This is a genomic window from Mycobacterium sp. 050128, from assembly GCF_036409155.1.
Classification (GTDB): Bacteria; Actinomycetota; Actinomycetes; order Mycobacteriales; family Mycobacteriaceae; genus Mycobacterium.
This window is the reverse complement of record NZ_JAZGLW010000004.1, coordinates 62022-76734: the sequence shown is the minus strand read 5'-3', so window position 1 is coordinate 76734 and position 14713 is coordinate 62022. Positions and strand designations below refer to the sequence as shown.

General features: G+C 68.2%; 12 protein-coding genes. 4 read left to right on the top strand and 8 right to left on the bottom strand.

All coding sequences use genetic code 11. From position 1 onward, the window contains the following. Nucleotides 1-13: 13 nt before the first annotated feature. Together SKC41_RS23705 and SKC41_RS23700 are read right to left on the bottom strand one after the other, a co-directional pair. The gene (locus SKC41_RS23705) at nucleotides 14-445 is read right to left on the bottom strand and encodes a nuclear transport factor 2 family protein (protein ID WP_330980145.1); all 432 of its coding nucleotides are present in this window, start codon (nucleotides 443-445) and stop codon (nucleotides 14-16) included. Nucleotides 446-498: 53 nt separating this feature from the next. After that, nucleotides 499-975: a carboxymuconolactone decarboxylase family protein gene (locus SKC41_RS23700; protein WP_330980144.1), complete on the bottom strand. Its 477-nt coding sequence runs from the start codon at nucleotides 973-975 to the stop codon at nucleotides 499-501. An 89-nt stretch (nucleotides 976-1064) separates the two neighbouring features. On the opposite strand from SKC41_RS23700, the gene SKC41_RS23695 reads away from it, so the two are divergent. Both SKC41_RS23695 and SKC41_RS23690 read left to right on the top strand, forming a co-directional pair. Beyond that, complete coding sequence (locus SKC41_RS23695; RefSeq protein WP_330980143.1) at nucleotides 1065-1427, top strand: hypothetical protein; 363 nt, start codon at nucleotides 1065-1067, stop codon at nucleotides 1425-1427. A 43-nt stretch (nucleotides 1428-1470) separates the two neighbouring features. Next, the gene (locus tag SKC41_RS23690; RefSeq protein ID WP_330980142.1) at nucleotides 1471-2349 is read left to right on the top strand and encodes a D-alanyl-D-alanine carboxypeptidase family protein; all 879 of its coding nucleotides are present in this window, start codon (nucleotides 1471-1473) and stop codon (nucleotides 2347-2349) included. Here the strand turns inward: SKC41_RS23690 and SKC41_RS23685 are convergent. The 5 genes from SKC41_RS23685 to ffh all read right to left on the bottom strand — a co-directional run bounded on the left by SKC41_RS23685 (nucleotide 2346) and on the right by ffh (nucleotide 9309). Beyond that, complete coding sequence (locus SKC41_RS23685; protein WP_330980141.1) at nucleotides 2346-2945, bottom strand: TetR/AcrR family transcriptional regulator; 600 nt, start codon at nucleotides 2943-2945, stop codon at nucleotides 2346-2348. The two genes, SKC41_RS23690 and SKC41_RS23685, sit on opposite strands and share 4 nt — an antisense overlap. An 11-nt stretch (nucleotides 2946-2956) precedes the next feature. Continuing rightward, nucleotides 2957-4777, bottom strand: a complete 1821-nt coding sequence (locus SKC41_RS23680; protein ID WP_330980140.1) for an N-acyl-D-amino-acid deacylase family protein — start codon at nucleotides 4775-4777, stop codon at nucleotides 2957-2959. A gap of 65 nt (nucleotides 4778-4842) precedes the next feature. Beyond that, nucleotides 4843-6573 carry a serine/threonine-protein kinase gene (locus tag SKC41_RS23675; RefSeq protein ID WP_330980139.1) on the bottom strand — a complete coding sequence of 577 codons (1731 nt, stop codon included), beginning with the start codon at nucleotides 6571-6573 and terminating at the stop codon, nucleotides 4843-4845. Nucleotides 6574-6638: 65 nt separating this feature from the next. Continuing rightward, on the bottom strand, nucleotides 6639-7718 hold the full coding sequence (locus tag SKC41_RS23670) for a metal-dependent hydrolase family protein (RefSeq protein ID WP_330980589.1): 1080 nt from the start codon (nucleotides 7716-7718) through the stop codon (nucleotides 6639-6641). Between the two features lie 13 nt (nucleotides 7719-7731). Next, nucleotides 7732-9309 carry a signal recognition particle protein gene (gene ffh / locus SKC41_RS23665; RefSeq protein ID WP_330980138.1) on the bottom strand — a complete coding sequence of 526 codons (1578 nt, stop codon included), beginning with the start codon at nucleotides 9307-9309 and terminating at the stop codon, nucleotides 7732-7734. A 175-nt stretch (nucleotides 9310-9484) separates the two neighbouring features. On the opposite strand from ffh, the gene SKC41_RS23660 reads away from it, so the two are divergent. Both SKC41_RS23660 and SKC41_RS23655 read left to right on the top strand, forming a co-directional pair. Next, nucleotides 9485-10291 carry an alpha/beta hydrolase gene (locus tag SKC41_RS23660; RefSeq protein ID WP_330980588.1) on the top strand — a complete coding sequence of 269 codons (807 nt, stop codon included), beginning with the start codon at nucleotides 9485-9487 and terminating at the stop codon, nucleotides 10289-10291. Nucleotides 10292-10442: 151 nt separating this feature from the next. Beyond that, nucleotides 10443-12185 (top strand): DEAD/DEAH box helicase, encoded by a 1743-nt coding sequence (locus tag SKC41_RS23655; RefSeq protein ID WP_330980137.1) that lies wholly within the window; start codon nucleotides 10443-10445, stop codon nucleotides 12183-12185. Nucleotide 12186: 1 nt separating this feature from the next. Here the strand turns inward: SKC41_RS23655 and SKC41_RS23650 are convergent, their stop codons facing one another. Beyond that, nucleotides 12187-14673, bottom strand: coding sequence for a [protein-PII] uridylyltransferase (locus SKC41_RS23650; RefSeq protein ID WP_330980136.1), 2487 nt, complete (start codon nucleotides 14671-14673; stop codon nucleotides 12187-12189). Nucleotides 14674-14713 lie beyond the last annotated feature (40 nt).

Below are 14713 nucleotides of genomic sequence, written 5' to 3'. Positions count from 1 at the left end.
CCGGGCGGCCGCGTTACATGATCTTCTGAAAGACCTTCGTCTCGACGCGGCGCGTCATCCGCCAGCCGCCCGGGGTGCGCACGAACTCGTCGTCGTACCAGAGCCCGCAGAACATCACCTGGTCCCCCGGTTTGCCGGAGTCGCCGGGAAAGACCATCGGGTTGAAGCAGATCACCCTCGACGTGGCCTTGTCGCCGTCGATCTGGACCGAGAAGTTCCCGAGCATGTGCGCATACACCGGAAAGCCCGGCAACACCTCGGAGAGCCATTTCTTGACCTCGGGGTAACGGCCCTCGATTCCTCCCAAGGCCGTGTAGTCGATGTAGGCGTCTTCGGTGAATACCTTGTCCAAATCGTCGAATCGCCGCTGGTCAATAGCGGTGGAATAGTCCACCATCAGCTGCTGGATCTCCAGACGGTCGGAAATTTCGGCCAGGCTCAACATGCATCGATTCAACACCCGGGGCGACGGGGGCGCCCAGGCACCCCGAGTGCTCGTCAGTTTCCTTGTGTTTCAGCCTGTTTCGCGGACACGGCGGCCGGTGTGCGGCGGAAGCTGATCGCCAACCGGTTGTAGGTGTTCATCGTCGCGATCGCGATCGTGAGGTCGACCAGTTCCTTCTCGTCGAAGTGCTCCGCTACCGCCGCATACGCGCTGTCGGGCACGCCCGTGGTCGAGACCCGAGTGACGGTTTCGGCCCACGCCAAGGCGGCGCGCTCGCGGGCGTCGAACAGTTCACCGGCTTCGTCCCACACCGGAACCAGCGCGATCTTTTCGTTCGACACCCCCAGTTCGCGCAAGTCCCGCGAGTGCATATCGATGCAGTAGGCGCAGCCGTTGATCAGTGACACGCGCAAATACACGCAGGTCAGCAGCACCGGCGTCAGGCCCGACTGACTGACGTAGAGGTGCACGCCGCCGAGTAGTTTCACACCCCGCGGGGCGACGGCTTCATAGTCGATCCGTTCCCTCACGCCATCGATTCAACACCGGCCGCCCGGTCGGCGACAGGCCGGAAAAATCGCACTACCGCGCAAAGGCGGCGAGGAGAATAATCCCTGCTATGAAAGCAGGAGTTGCCTGCTTAGCAACGACGGCGTTGGTGTGGGCCGGCTTCGGGGCACCCGGCTTCATGGACCGCTCTGCCCAGGCCGCTCCCGGGAGTTGCGCGCCGGGCAGCTCGTGTCAGCGCTGGTGCCCGGGCGACCCTGATCCGGCGGGCCGGCCCGTTCCGTGGGACCCGAACGTCTGCCACGACTTCTACTGGGATTACGCGGGTGTGCACGACACCGGCACCGGCGTCTTCTACTCGTGGTCCTCGCTGCCGTTCAAGCACCCGCCGCCGCCGGGGCCGGTGCCCACCCAGACGTCCTATCTGCCGTTGCCCACGCTGCCCTTCTGCCCGGTTCCGCCCTGGTGCCCGTGAGGCAGCAGGCGTCGGCCAGGCGCGGAAGTTACACTTTGCGCCCATGCGGAAACTGATCGCCGCAGCTGCTGTGCTGCTGACCGTCGCCGGTGTCACCGCCCCCGCCTCCTGGGCCGACGATATGCAGCCGATCGGCTCGGTTCCGATCCCCGACGGCCCGGCGCAGACCTGGATCCTGGCCGACCTGGACAGCGGTCAGGTGCTGGCCGGTCGCGACCAGTACGCGGTACATCCGCCCGCGAGCACGATCAAGGTGCTGTTGGCGCTGGTGGCGTTGGACGAGGTGAGCATGGACTCGACCGTCGTCGCCGACGTCGCCGACACCCAGGTCGAGTGCAACTGCGTCGGCATCAAGCCCGGCCGCGTCTACACCGCACGCCAACTGCTCGACGGCCTGCTGCTGGTCTCCGGCAACGACGCCGCCAACACGCTGGCGCATCTGATGGGCGGCGCCGACGCCACGGTGGCCAAGATGAACGCCAAGGCCGCTTCCCTCGGGGCGACCAGCACGCACGCCGCCACCCCGTCCGGCCTGGACGGCTTCGGCGGCTCCGGTGCCTCGAGCGCGCACGACCTGGCCGTCATCTTCCGGGCGGCGATGGCCAACCCGATGTTCGCCCACATCACGGCCGAACCGTCGGCGATGTTCCCGGGCGACTCGCCTGACGGAGGCGAACGCCTCATCACCAACCAGGACGAGCTGCTGACCCGCTATCCGGGCGCCATCGGCGGCAAGACCGGGTTCACCAACGCGGCCCGCAAGACCTTCGTCGGTGCGGCGTCGCGCGGTGGACGCCGGCTGGTGGTCGCGATGATGTACGGGATGGTCAAGCCCGGCGGACCGACGTATTGGGATCAGGCGGGCAGCCTGTTCGACTGGGGCTTCGCGCTCAACCCGTCGTCGAGCATCGGCTCGCTCTAAATCTCGTTCGGAACAAGCCCGGTTATCAGCTTGGATAGCAACGCAATTCGTTGCTCTTCGATATCGGGTTCCGGAAAAATCCCGCGCACGATCGCCGCGCCGTCGAAGACGTTCGTCATCAGCGCCACCAGCACCGGGAACGTCTCCTCGCCGATGGCCTCGGCGCCCGGCAGCGCCCGTGCGGCGTCGAGAATCTTCGCGGTGTACTGCGCCAGCACGTCGCGCAGATGGGCCTTGAGCTTCTCGTCGGTGCGCGCGGCGATCATCAGTTCGTAGAGCACCGCGTTGGTGGGACCGCCGGTGATGTCCCGCAGAATCGTCAGCGCCGCTTCCAGCGCCGGCCGGTCGGCCGGGATTTGGGCGACCTGTTTGGTGAACGACTCCACCTGCCGGCGCAGCACCTCCGACGCCGTCGCCGCCATGAAATCGCTCATCGTCTCGAAGTGACGGAACAGCGCACCCACCGACACCCCGGCCGCCTTGGTGATCACGGCCGCCGACGCCCGCGCGTAGCCGACCTCGACGATGCTGGCGATGGACGCCTCGAGGAGCCGCCCGACGGTCTCCTCGCGGCGTTGTTGCTGGGTTCTGGCCATCGGGGACCCGCTCAGACCAGTGCGGCCGAGGCCTGCGTGCGCTGACCCGCCCGCAGGTAACGGCCCGACTTCACGGTCTGCCCGTAGCCCTCGCGGAACTGTCCCGCGCGGAAGACCACGGCGCCGCCCACACCCGTCGCGACGACGGCATCGTCGTTGCGGTTGACCATGCGTCGCAGGCCGCCGTAGAAGGGGACCTCTTCCTCGTGGTAGGCCTCGACCTCGTCGTTGAGGCCGGCCGGATCGATCACCACGAAGTCAGCACGGTCGCCCTGCCGCAGCGTTCCGGCGTCGATGCCGAACCAGTCCGCCAGCTCACCGGTCAGCCGGTGCACCGCCCGTTCGGTGGTCATGAACGGCGCACCCGCCCGGTAGGCGTCGCGAGTTCGCTTGAGCAGCTTGATTCCGAAGTTGTAGAAGGCCATATTGCGCAGGTGCGCGCCGGCATCCGAGAAGCCCATGTGCACGCTCTCCTCGTTGGCCAGCGCGTTGAGCAGCTTGGGCCGGTGGTTGGCGACGATGGTGGTCCACCGCACATTGCGTTCACCGTTTTCGACGAGCACGTCTAGGAAAGCGTCGAGCGGGTGCAAGCCGCGCTCCTCGGCGATCGCGCCAAAGCTCTTACCGATCAACGACTTATCGGGGCACTCGACGATGACGGCGTCGTGGAAGTCGCGGTGCCACAACGACGGGCCCAGCTTGATGCGGTCGAACTCCTTGCGGAACTCGCGGCGGTAGGCCTCGTCGGCCAGTAACTCATTGCGCTGCAACTGGTCACGCAAGTGCAGCGCGGCGGTGCCCGCGCCGAACTCTTCGAAGACCGGCAGGTCGATGCCGTCGGAGTACAACTCGAACGGCACCGGCAGATGCTGGAACCGCACGCTCGAACCCAGCACCTTGTTCGCCAGCCGGGTCGCCGGCCCGAACACGTAGACGGCCAGCGGGTTGGACTTGGCGTCCGCCGACACCAGCAGACTCATCCGAACACCCTTGCGGCGTCCGAACATTCGGCTGCTTTCCAGGAAGAACATGATCGCCGTGGCCGCCCTGTTGACGTCGGGCGCGCTCTGCAGGATCCGGCCGCGCTTGCGCAGCACCTTGATCAGCTTGCGCCGCTCCCGCCAGGTCGCGAAGGTGGACGGCAGTGCCCGCGAGCGGAAGCGGTCGCCGTCGAGTTTGTCGATCGCCGCGTCCATGCCCGACATGCCGAGCATTCCTGCCTCGAGCGCCTCGTCGAGCAACGTCGCCATCTTGTCCAGTTCGGCGTCGGTGGGCCTGACGCTGGCGTCGGTGGCCCGGTCGAGCCCGAGCACCGTGCTGCGCAGGTCCGAATGCCCAAGCAGCGAGCCAACATTCGGCCCGAGCGGCAGCGCGTCGACGGCCGCGATGTATTCCGCGGCGTTAGTCCAGGTCCGGTTGGTTTCCAGCGCGCCGTGAACGTATTCGCGTGGCACCGCCTCGACCCGACTGAACAGGTCGGCGGCGTCGTCGGTGTCGGCGTAGACCGTCGACAGCGAGCACATGCCCAGCAACACCGTGGTGACACCGTGGCGCACCGACTCACGCAGGCCCGGGTCCAGCAGCACCTCGGCGTCGTAATGGGTGTGCACGTCGATGAAGCCCGGCACGATCCACTTGCCCACCGCGTCGATCACCTCGGGGCAGCCCGTCTCGTCGAGCGGCCGGGACGACACCGTGGCCACCACGCCGTCGCGGATACCCAGCGTGCGGGTGTGCGGCGCGCTCCCGGTTCCGTCGAACCACAAGCCGTCGCGGATGATCACGTCGTAAGTCATTGTCGCCTCCCGGTTATGTTGGAGCGAACCTATCATAGATAGTGAGCACTCGCAATCTTTTTCCAAGCCGCACTGGAATCGCAGGTCACGTGCTGCCTACGTCAGCTGCCCGGCTTCGCCGGCGCCGCGGTCGGCTTCGTGGCACTGGGCACCGCAGGTGCGGGGGTGAGCAGGCCGGTGGGTTCCGGGATCGAGACGGGGTCCGGCACATAGACGCCGGACGGGGTGTCGGCGGTGCGGGCCAGTGTCGCGGGAACCCGGACCACCGATCCGCGCTGACCACACTCGTCGGTTTGCACGACGAGATCCATTTCGCCGACGAGATCCCCCTGCAGGTTGGGCCGCAACGCCAGCGTCTGCACCGTGGTCTGCGACTTGGCTATCCCGGTCGGTCCCAGGCAGGCAAGCGGCACGGTTTCCGGCCGCGCCTGCCATTGACCATCGGTGAACTGAAAGATGACCGGACGACCGCCGGCGTTGGCCGGCTGGCTGTGGTCGTTGTTGTCCAGCAGTACCGCGGCGGCCGAGCAGTATGACGGCGTGCACGACGAACGCAGTGCCCACCAGGTCGTGACGTCGGGCGGCTGCGGGCTCGGCGTGTAGTCGAAGGTCTCCTTGGACCGCTGCGCGTCGAGGCGATAGGTGCCGTCCAGCGCGGCGGGCGGGCCGGACGCGGTGGTGGGCGGCGCAACGGCGGCCGGGGCGGGCGCGCTGGAGGGGACGCTCGCCGCGCGTGCCGCGGTCGACTCCATCTTTCGCCCGGTGATGATGCCGAACGCGAACAATCCGATCAGCAGCAGGATCGCGGCGGCGCCGACCACGATCTTGCGGGGCCGGCGCCGCGTGGGCAGGGCGCCCGGTGCCTCGGCATCGGATGCGGCCGCCCGCGCCGGTTCGGTGCCCTCGGTGTCCTCGACTACCTGGCCTTCGGGCCACCCGAAGGCCGGGTAGTCGAGGACAAGAACAGCCTCGGGACTGCGATCTCCCCGCTGGGCCACGAACAGTGCGTTGGCCGCGTCGGCGAACTCTCGGCAACTCGCAAAGCGGTCGGCCGGCCGTTTGGCGAGCGCCCGCGTGAACACCCGGTCCAGCTGCGCCAATTCCGGGCGCTGATCGCTGAGTTTGCGCGGCGCACCTTCCAGCAACTCGCGCAGCGCGGCGGACGGACTGAGGTACTCGGTCGGCGGCGCGCCCGTCAACAGGTGAAATGCCGTCGCCGCCAATGCGTACTGGTCGGCTCGCCGATCGACGTCGGCGCCCAGCAACTGCTCGGGCGCGGCGTAGCCCACCGTGCCGACCGGGACATGCGAGCCGACCACGCCGGAGTGCTCGCCCAGTGGGCGGGCTACTCCGAAGTCCGACAACAGAATCCGTTGCTCGCCGTCGGCCGGGTTGGTCAGCAGAATGTTGGCCGGCTTGACGTCGCGGTGCAGCACCCCGCGCGCCTGCGCATAGTCCAGTGCGTCGGCCACCGCGGTGATGATCGCCAGCACTTCACCGACCGGCCACACCGCCGGGAATCGGTCCTTGAGCAGCTGCGCGGCGTTGCTGCCCTCCACGTAGTCCATCGCGATCCACAGCTGTCCGTCGTAGTCGCCGCGGTCGTGCACCTCCACGATGTGCTGGTGGTACAGGCTCGACACCGCCGGGGTCTCGGACAGAAAATCCCGACGGAACTGGCGGTCCGACGACAGCGCCGGGGAAAGAACCTTCAGCGCCTGCCAGCGCGCCGAACGAGGATCCTGAACAAGGTAGACATCTCCAGTCACCCCGGATCCGAGCCTTCGAGCGACGGTGTAACCGGCAAAAACCGCGCCGCTGGCCAACGCCATCGGGTCATTCTATCCGCCGCCGCGGCGCCCCGCTGACCAGGCGGCCTGACCGCACACGGCTTGCGTCAAGGCCGAAAGATGTTGCCGCGCAGGATCACCAGGTCGGGTTGGGCCAAAACACCGGGGCCGTTGCGGGGGTCTTGCGCGTAGCAGACCAGATCCGCGGACGCCCCATGATCCAGGCCGGGACGGCCCAACCAGCGCCGGGCATCCCAGCACGCGGCGCCCAACGCCTTGGTCGCACTCATTCCGACCTTCGTGAGAGCCGCGACCTCGTCGACGATCCGGCCGTGCGCGATCATCGTGCCGGCGTCGCTTCCGGCATAGATGGGCACGCCGGCATCCACGGCCGCCGCGATCCGCTCGGGGCAGCGCGCATACAGATCGCGCATGTGCGCGGCGTAGGTCGGGTAGCGCTTCGCGGCGTCGGCGATGCCCGGGAAGTTGTCGAAAATATTGATCAGGGTGGGCACCAGCACGGTTCCGTGCTCGAGCATCAGCTCGATGGTCTCGTCGGTGAGCCCGGTGCCGTGTTCGACGCAGTCGATCCCGGCCTTGATCAGCCCCGGCATCGCCGCATCGCTGAAGACGTGGGCGGTGACGCGGGCACCGTGCGCGTGCGCGGTGTCGATCGCCGCCTTGAGCACGTCGTCGGACCACAGCGGCGCGAGATCGCCGACACCGCGGTCGATCCAGTCGCCGACCAGCTTGACCCAGCCGTCCCCGCGCTGGGCTTCGACCGCGACCGCGTCCGGCAGCTGCGATTCGTCTTCGAGTTCTTTCGAGAAGCCGGCCTGATAGCGCTTGGGCCGCGCGATGTGCCGTCCGGCCCGGATGATGCGCGGCAGGTCGTCGCGGTCGTCGAGGCTGCGGGTGTCGGTCGGCGAGCCGCAGTCGCGCAGCAGCAACGCGCCGACCTCGCGCTCGGCCTCGGCCTGTCCGATCGCTTCGTCGAGGGGGATCTCGCCGTCGTGGCCGAGCCCGACGTGACAGTGCGCGTCCACCAGCCCGGGCAGGATCCAACCGCCTCCGGTAGCCCCGAAGACGGTGTCGGCCCCGGCGACCCGTTCGGTGCTAATGCGACCGTCGACGATCCACAGTTCGACCGGGGCCTCGTCGGGGAGGCCCCGACCCCGCACGTGCATCCGCACCGCGCGGCTACTTCTTGCCCGGGAACTTCAGCTTGGACAGATCGAAGTCCGCCAGCGCGGGCGGCAGCTCGTCGAGGCCCTCAGGCATCTGGGACAGATCGGGGAATCCGGCGGGCATGCCCGGCATGCCGGGCAGGCCGGCGCCCAGCGGGTTGCGGGCCTTGGGCGGCGTCGGACCGCGGCCCCCCTTCTTGCCCTTCTTGCCCTTGGCTCCCTTGCCTTTTCGGTTGATGGACTTGCGGCCCATCCCCGGGATACCCATGCCACCCAGCATGGACGACATCATCTTGCGGGCTTCGAAGAAGCGGTCGACCAGCTGGTTGACCTCGGACACCGACACGCCCGAACCGTTGGCGATGCGCAGTCGCCGCGACGCGTTGATGATCTTGGGGTCGGCGCGCTCCTGCGGCGTCATCCCACGGATGATGGCCTGCAACCGATCGAGCTGGCGGTCGTCGACCTCGGCCAGCGCGTCCTTCATCTGCCCGGCGCCGGGCAGCATGCCCAGCAGGTTGCCGATCGGGCCCATCTTGCGGATCGCCAGCATCTGTTCGAGGAAGTCCTCGAGGGTCAGCTCGCCGGACCCGATCTTGGCCGCGGCGGCCTCGGCCTGCTCTGCGTCGAAGACCTGCTCGGCCTGTTCGATCAGGCTGAGCACGTCGCCCATGCCGAGGATGCGGCTGGCCATCCGGTCCGGGTGGAAGACGTCGAAGTCTTCCAGCTTCTCGCCGGTGGACGCGAAAAGGATTGGGACGCCGGTGACCTCGCGGACCGACAACGCGGCACCACCGCGCGCGTCACCGTCGAGCTTGGTCAACACCACGCCGGTGAAGCCGACACCCTCGCGGAACGCTTCGGCGGTGGTGACCGCGTCCTGACCGATCATCGCGTCGAGCACGAAGATCACTTCGTCGGGATCGACGGCGTCGCGGATCGCCGCGGCCTGGCTCATCAGCTCGTCGTCGATACCCAGGCGGCCGGCGGTGTCCACGATCACGACGTCGTGGTGCTTGGCGCGGGCTTCGGCCAGCCCCGCCGACGCGACGGCGACGGGGTCACCGGCAGGCCCGGCGTCCGGGCCAGAAGGCGGAGCGCCGGGATGCGGCGCGAACACCGGGACGCCGGCGCGCTGACCGACGACCTGCAGCTGGTTCACCGCGGCGGGACGTTGCAGGTCGCAGGCCACCAACAGCGGCGTGTGCCCCTGGCCGCGCAACCAGGCGGCCAGTTTCCCGGCCAGCGTGGTCTTACCGGAACCCTGCAGGCCGGCGAGCATCACCACGGTCGGCGGTGTCTTCGCGAACGCCAGTTGCCGGGTCTCGCCGCCGAGGATGCCGATCAGTTCTTCGTTGACGATCTTGACGACCTGCTGCGCCGGGTTGAGGGCACCGGATACCTCGGCACCCCGGGCGCGCTCCTTGATCCGGGCGACGAAGGCCCGCACGACGGGAAGTGAGACGTCGGCTTCCAGCAGCGCGAGACGGATTTCGCGGGTGGTGGCATCGATGTCGGCGTCGGTCAGTCGACCTTTGCCGCGCAACCCTGCTAAGGCACCGGTCAACCGGTCGGAGAGCGATTCAAACACCCCATCAGGCTACTGGAGCCCGGATGGCCGGCGTTCCGGCGCTCGCCGCTGACAACATCGCGGACCTCGGCGAGTGCGAGGGCGGCCGCACCCGCGCGGGCCGAGGGTGAAGCCTGCCGCACACTCGGCGGCCGGGACGCTTGACGGGGCCGTCGTCAACGGCAAATGTCAGCTCATGCTCGAGGTGATCGACAAGGGATCGTGCAGCCAGGACCATCCGGTGCCGTTGCTCTTCGTACACGGCGGCTGGCATGGCGCGTGGTGCTGGGACGATCACTTCCTGGACTACTTCGCCGACGCGGGCTATCGCGCGGTATCGATCAGCTTGCGCGGGCACGGCACCAGCCCCACAGCCAAGCCCTTGCCCAAGGTTTCGATCGCCGACTACCTGGATGATCTCCGGTCGGTGGCCGACGACCTCGGTGGCCGGCCGGTGCTGATCGGCCATTCCCTGGGCGGTTTCGTGATCCAGCGCTACCTCGAAGTGCACAGCGCCCCGGCCGCGGTGCTGCTGGGTTCGGTGCCGCCGACGGGTGTGCTGAGCTTGGCGATACGGGTGTGGCGGCGCCGGCCGTCGATGACCCTGGAAGCCTGGAGCGACCCGACGCTGCTGAAATTTCTAGCCACCCCGGAGCTGACCCGCGAGTACCTCTTCTGCGCCGACACGCCGGAGGCCATCGTCGAATCCTGTCGGCAACGCGCCGGAGCCGAAAGTGTTCGCGCCGCCATGACCGATCCCTTGGTCCGCCGCGTCAGGACGCGGCGGGTGAACACGCCGATCCTGGTCCTCGGCGCGCTGTACGACGGATTCGTCAGCGTCGACGAGGTGCGCGCCACGGCGCGCGCGTACGCGACCGAGCCGGAGTTCTTCGCGATGGGCCACAACATGATGCTGGAACCGGGCTGGGCCGACGTCGCCGCGCGGATAAATTCATGGCTGCAGACCCGCGATTTAGCCAGCCCTTCACGGCTTTCGGGATAACCTCACTTCGTCTCTTTCGAGTCGTTCCAACGCCGAAAAGCGTTGCCATGCTACATTTCACACCCGCCTTCACACCGGTTAGCATCGCGGGCCGGGGCCTAAGACTAGAGCGCGCGACGTGGAAACGGCGCGGCGGAGGGGAGTCGTGTCGATGCAGCCGGTCAGCGCCGCGGACGCGAGCGTTGGAATCGACACGCGACCGCTGCGAGGCTGGCAGCGCCGCGCGCTGGTGAAGTACGTGGCCGACTCGCCGCGCGACTTCCTGGCCGTGGCTACTCCCGGATCCGGAAAGACGACGTTCGCACTGCGGGTGATCTCCGAACTGCTGAGCAGTCGTGCCGTCGAGCAGATCACCGTCGTGGTGCCCACCGAGCACCTCAAGGTGCAGTGGGCGCAGGCCGCGCTGCGGTACGGCATCTTCCTGGACCCGCGATTCTCCAACACCAGTCCGCAGACCTCGCCGGAGTATCACGGCGTGATGGTCACCTACGCCCAGGTCGCGTCGCATCCGACGCTGCACCGGGTGCGCACCGAGCAGCGCAAGACGCTGGTCGTCTTCGACGAGATCCACCATGGCGGTGACGCAAAGACCTGGGGCGATGCCATCCGTGAAGCGTTCGACGACGCGACGCGCCGACTTGCCTTGACGGGCACCCCGTTTCGCAGCGACGACAGCCCCATCCCGTTCGTCACCTACGAATCCGGCGCCGACGGGATACGCCGTTCGCAGGCCGATCACACCTACGGTTATGCCGAAGCGCTCGCCGACGGGGTGGTGCGCCCGGTGGTGTTCCTCGCCTACTCCGGGCAGGCGCGCTGGCGCGACAGCGCCGGCGAAGAGCACGAGGCGCGCCTCGGTGAGCCGCTGTCGGCCGAGCAGACCGCGCGGGCGTGGCGCACCGCACTGGATCCCGCCGGCGAATGGATGCCCGCGGTGATCACCGCCGCCGATCTGCGCCTGCGTCAGCTGCGCACCCATGTGCCCGACGCCGGCGGCATGATCATCGCCTCGGACCAGACCGCGGCCCGCGCCTATGCCACCCTGCTGACGAAGCTGACCGGCGAAACGCCGACGCTGGTGCTCTCCGACGACCCCGGATCCTCGGAGCGGATCACCGAATTCGCCGAGAGCACCACACGCTGGCTGGTCGCGGTGCGGATGGTCTCCGAAGGTGTCGACGTTCCCCGGCTGTCGGTCGGGATCTACGCCACCAGCGCCTCGACGCCGCTGTTCTTCGCCCAGGCCATCGGGCGCTTCGTGCGGTCGCGGCGCCCGGGCGAGACCGCGAGCATCTTCGTGCCGTCGGTGCCCAACCTGCTGATGCTGGCCAGCGAGTTGGAAGCCGAGCGCAATCACGTGCTTGGCGAACCGCACCGCGAGTCGCTCGACGATCCCCTGCTCGCCGATCCCGCCGTCCGGGAGCAGAACGAAAAGACGGACCTGGAAAAGGGTTTCACGTCGCTGGGCGCCGATGCCGAATTGGATCAGGTCATCTTCGACGGGTCCTCGTTCGGCACCGCCGCCGCGGCGGGAAGCGACGAGGAGGCCGACTACCTGGGCATCCCGGGGTTGCTCGACGCCACCCAGATGCGGGCGCTGCTGCATCGCCGCCAGGACGAGCAGCTGCAGAAACGGGCCCACCTGCAAAAGCAGGCCGGGCAACCCGCACCGGCACCCGCGGGGCCGGGGTCCATGCACGGCCAGCTGCGCGAGCTGCGCCGCGAGCTCAACAGTCTGGTGTCGGCTGCCCATCACCGCACCGGCAAGCCGCACGGCTGGATCCACAACGAACTGCGCCGTCGCTGCGGCGGGCCGCCGATCGCCGCAGCGACCCGCGATCAGCTCAAGGACCGCATTGTGGCTCTGCGCCAACTGAATTCGGAGCTGGCGTAGTTCAGTCGGCGACGGGCTCGTCGACCACCGCGTCCGCGGAGGCGCCCAGCACCGCAAGCAATTGCTTCTCCACTTCGGCGCAGGCAGCCGTGCTCTGTTCGCCGTCCGCAGCGTCACGCGGCATGGTCACACAGAACACGTCGGCGGCCGTCGATCCGAACGTATTGACCTTCGCCCAGGCGATATCTGCTCCCGCCCGCTCGAGTGCCTGCGCCAGCAACGCGAGTAGCCCGAGCCGGTCCATGGCGCGCACCTCGACGACAAGGTGCTCGGCCGTGGCGGCGTCGAGCCACAGGATGCGGGGCGGAGCGGTGGACCGGGTCAGCGGCGCCCCCGCCTGAATCTCCCCGGCCCGGGCCATCGCCGAGTTGGCGGCATCGGTGTCGCGCTTTTCCAGCGCGCCAAGGACATCGACGTCACCGCCCAGCGCGCCGACGAACTGCTGACGCAGCAGGCCCGCTTCGGGCGGCGAACCGAACAGCGGTGACACCACGAACTCGGCGATCGCGACGCCGTCGTGAGTATTGACCGTCGCGGAATGGATCCGCAGTGAATTCAGTGCCAGCACTGCGGCGGCCTTCGACACCAGTCCCCGCGTGTCCGGTGCGACCATCACCGCGTGGAGGCGTTCGGACTGCCCCGGATTGATCTCGACGTGTACCCCGTGGCTGGCGGCCAGCGAAAGATAGTGTGGCGCGGTCGGTTCGGCTTTCGGCAGCGACTCACCCACCATCACCAACCGGCAGCGGCGCACCAGGTCCTCCACGAGCGAGGCTTTCCAGTCGCTCCACACCCCCGGCCCGGTGGCCTTCGAGTCGGCCTCGGCGAGCGCGTGCAGCAGCTCGAGCAGTTGCAGATCCCCGCCCAACGCCTCCGTCACGGACGCAATGGTTTTCGGGTCGTTGAGGTCGCTTCGGGTGGCCGTGATGGGCAGCAGCAGATGGTGGCGGACCATGCCCGCCAGTGTCTCGATGTCCCGGGGCTCCAGCCCCAGCCGCTCGCCGATGGGCGGCACCAAATCCGCCCCGAACACGCAGTGGTCGACGCCACGGCCCTTGCCGATGTCGTGCAGCAGCGCGCCGAGCGCAAGCAGGTCCGATCGTGCGACGCGAGTGCTCAGCGGCGCCGCATTGACGGCGGTCTCGGCGATGTGGCGGTCCACCGTCCACACATGCGAGACATCGCGGGGCGGAAGGTCGCGCACCGCGTCCCATTCGGGAAAGAGCCTGCTCCACAAGCCGGTACGGTCCAGCGCCTCGATCGTGGCGAGCATCGTGGGGCCGGCCAACAGCACCACCAGCAGGTCGTCCAGCGCCTCCCGCGGCCACGGTGTCGGCAAGTCGGGGACGCTGGCGGCCAGCCGGCTCAGCGTCGCTGCCCCGATGGGCAGGCCCGTGTCGGCCGACGCGGCAGCCACCCGGAGCACCAGTCCGGCATCGGTTTGGGGTTGCGCCTCGCGGGCCAGCACGATTTCGCCGTCATACTCGACCACGCCCTCGTCCAGCGGTCGCCGCTTCGGGCGTCGGACCAAGGCAGTGATGCCGCGTCGCGGCAGCGCGTTCTGCGCGGTACGCAGTCCGGTTTCGGCGTGGTACGCGATCGTGCGACCAGCGTCGGAAAGCACGCGCGCCAAGCTAAATCGATCGCCCATGTAGAGGGCGGCGCTGATCTCATCGGCGAACTGAGCCAGTAGCTGGTCGCGTCCGCGGCCCGACACCCGATGCAGTTCGGTGCGCACGTCGAGCAGCGTCAGATACGCGTCGTCGAGTGAACCGCCCGGGATCTCCGGGCGGTTCATGCCGCGGCGGTCGATCAGCTGGGCGACGCCCAGCGCGTCGAGCAATTGGACATCGCGCAGGCCGCCGCGGCCCGATTTCAGATCGGGCTCGGCGCGTTGCGCGATCCGGCCACAGCGCAACCAGCGAGCGTTGGTCATCTCGACCAGCTCGTCCATCCGAGAGCGAATTGCGGTGCGCCACTGCTTTCTTGCACCGGCGATCAACTCGTCGGACAACGCGGGATCGCCGGCGATGTGGCGAGCGTCCAATAGGCCCAGGGCGGCAATCATGTCGCCGTTGGCGACGCCGAGTGTTCCGGATACCGTGCGCACGCTGTGGTCGAGCCGAACGTTGGCGTCCCACAACGGATACCACAGCCCGTCGGCGACCCGCTGCAGCACATCGTCAGACACGTTGTCGTGCAACAGCATCAAGTCGAGATCGGAGTAAGGAAGCAGTTCGCGCCGGCCCAGGCCGCCGACGCCGACGAGCGCAAAGCCACTGGCATCGGTGATCCCGAGTTCGGCGGACTTGGCCGCCAGCCACGACTCATGCAATTCCAGCCAGGCGTGCCGCAGCTCGGCCGCGTGCAGGGTGCTGCCCTCAGACAGCAGCGTACGCCGCGCAGCGGCCAAATCGCTTGTATTAGAAGCGATTTCTGTCTGCGCGGCGTTCGCTCCAGATTCCCGGTCGGGCTCGGTCGGTTTCATAACCTCCCGGCCCGCCCGGGCTGGAACCTCAGCTTGCGGC

Coding starts and splice junctions, on each gene's coding strand:
- SKC41_RS23690 (WP_330980142.1), top strand. CDS start 1,471: ATGCGGAAACTGATCGCCGCAGCTGCTGTGCTGCTGACCGTCGCCGGT.
- SKC41_RS23705 (WP_330980145.1), bottom strand. CDS start 445: ATGTTGAGCCTGGCCGAAATTTCCGACCGTCTGGAGATCCAGCAGCTG.
- SKC41_RS23655 (WP_330980137.1), top strand. CDS start 10,443: ATGCAGCCGGTCAGCGCCGCGGACGCGAGCGTTGGAATCGACACGCGA.
- SKC41_RS23685 (WP_330980141.1), bottom strand. CDS start 2,945: ATGGCCAGAACCCAGCAACAACGCCGCGAGGAGACCGTCGGGCGGCTC.
- SKC41_RS23650 (WP_330980136.1), bottom strand. CDS start 14,673: ATGAAACCGACCGAGCCCGACCGGGAATCTGGAGCGAACGCCGCGCAG.
- SKC41_RS23680 (WP_330980140.1), bottom strand. CDS start 4,777: ATGATAGGTTCGCTCCAACATAACCGGGAGGCGACAATGACTTACGAC.
- SKC41_RS23670 (WP_330980589.1), bottom strand. CDS start 7,718: ATGCACGTGCGGGGTCGGGGCCTCCCCGACGAGGCCCCGGTCGAACTG.
- SKC41_RS23695 (WP_330980143.1), top strand. CDS start 1,065: ATGAAAGCAGGAGTTGCCTGCTTAGCAACGACGGCGTTGGTGTGGGCC.
- SKC41_RS23675 (WP_330980139.1), bottom strand. CDS start 6,573: ATGGCGTTGGCCAGCGGCGCGGTTTTTGCCGGTTACACCGTCGCTCGA.
- SKC41_RS23660 (WP_330980588.1), top strand. CDS start 9,485: ATGCTCGAGGTGATCGACAAGGGATCGTGCAGCCAGGACCATCCGGTG.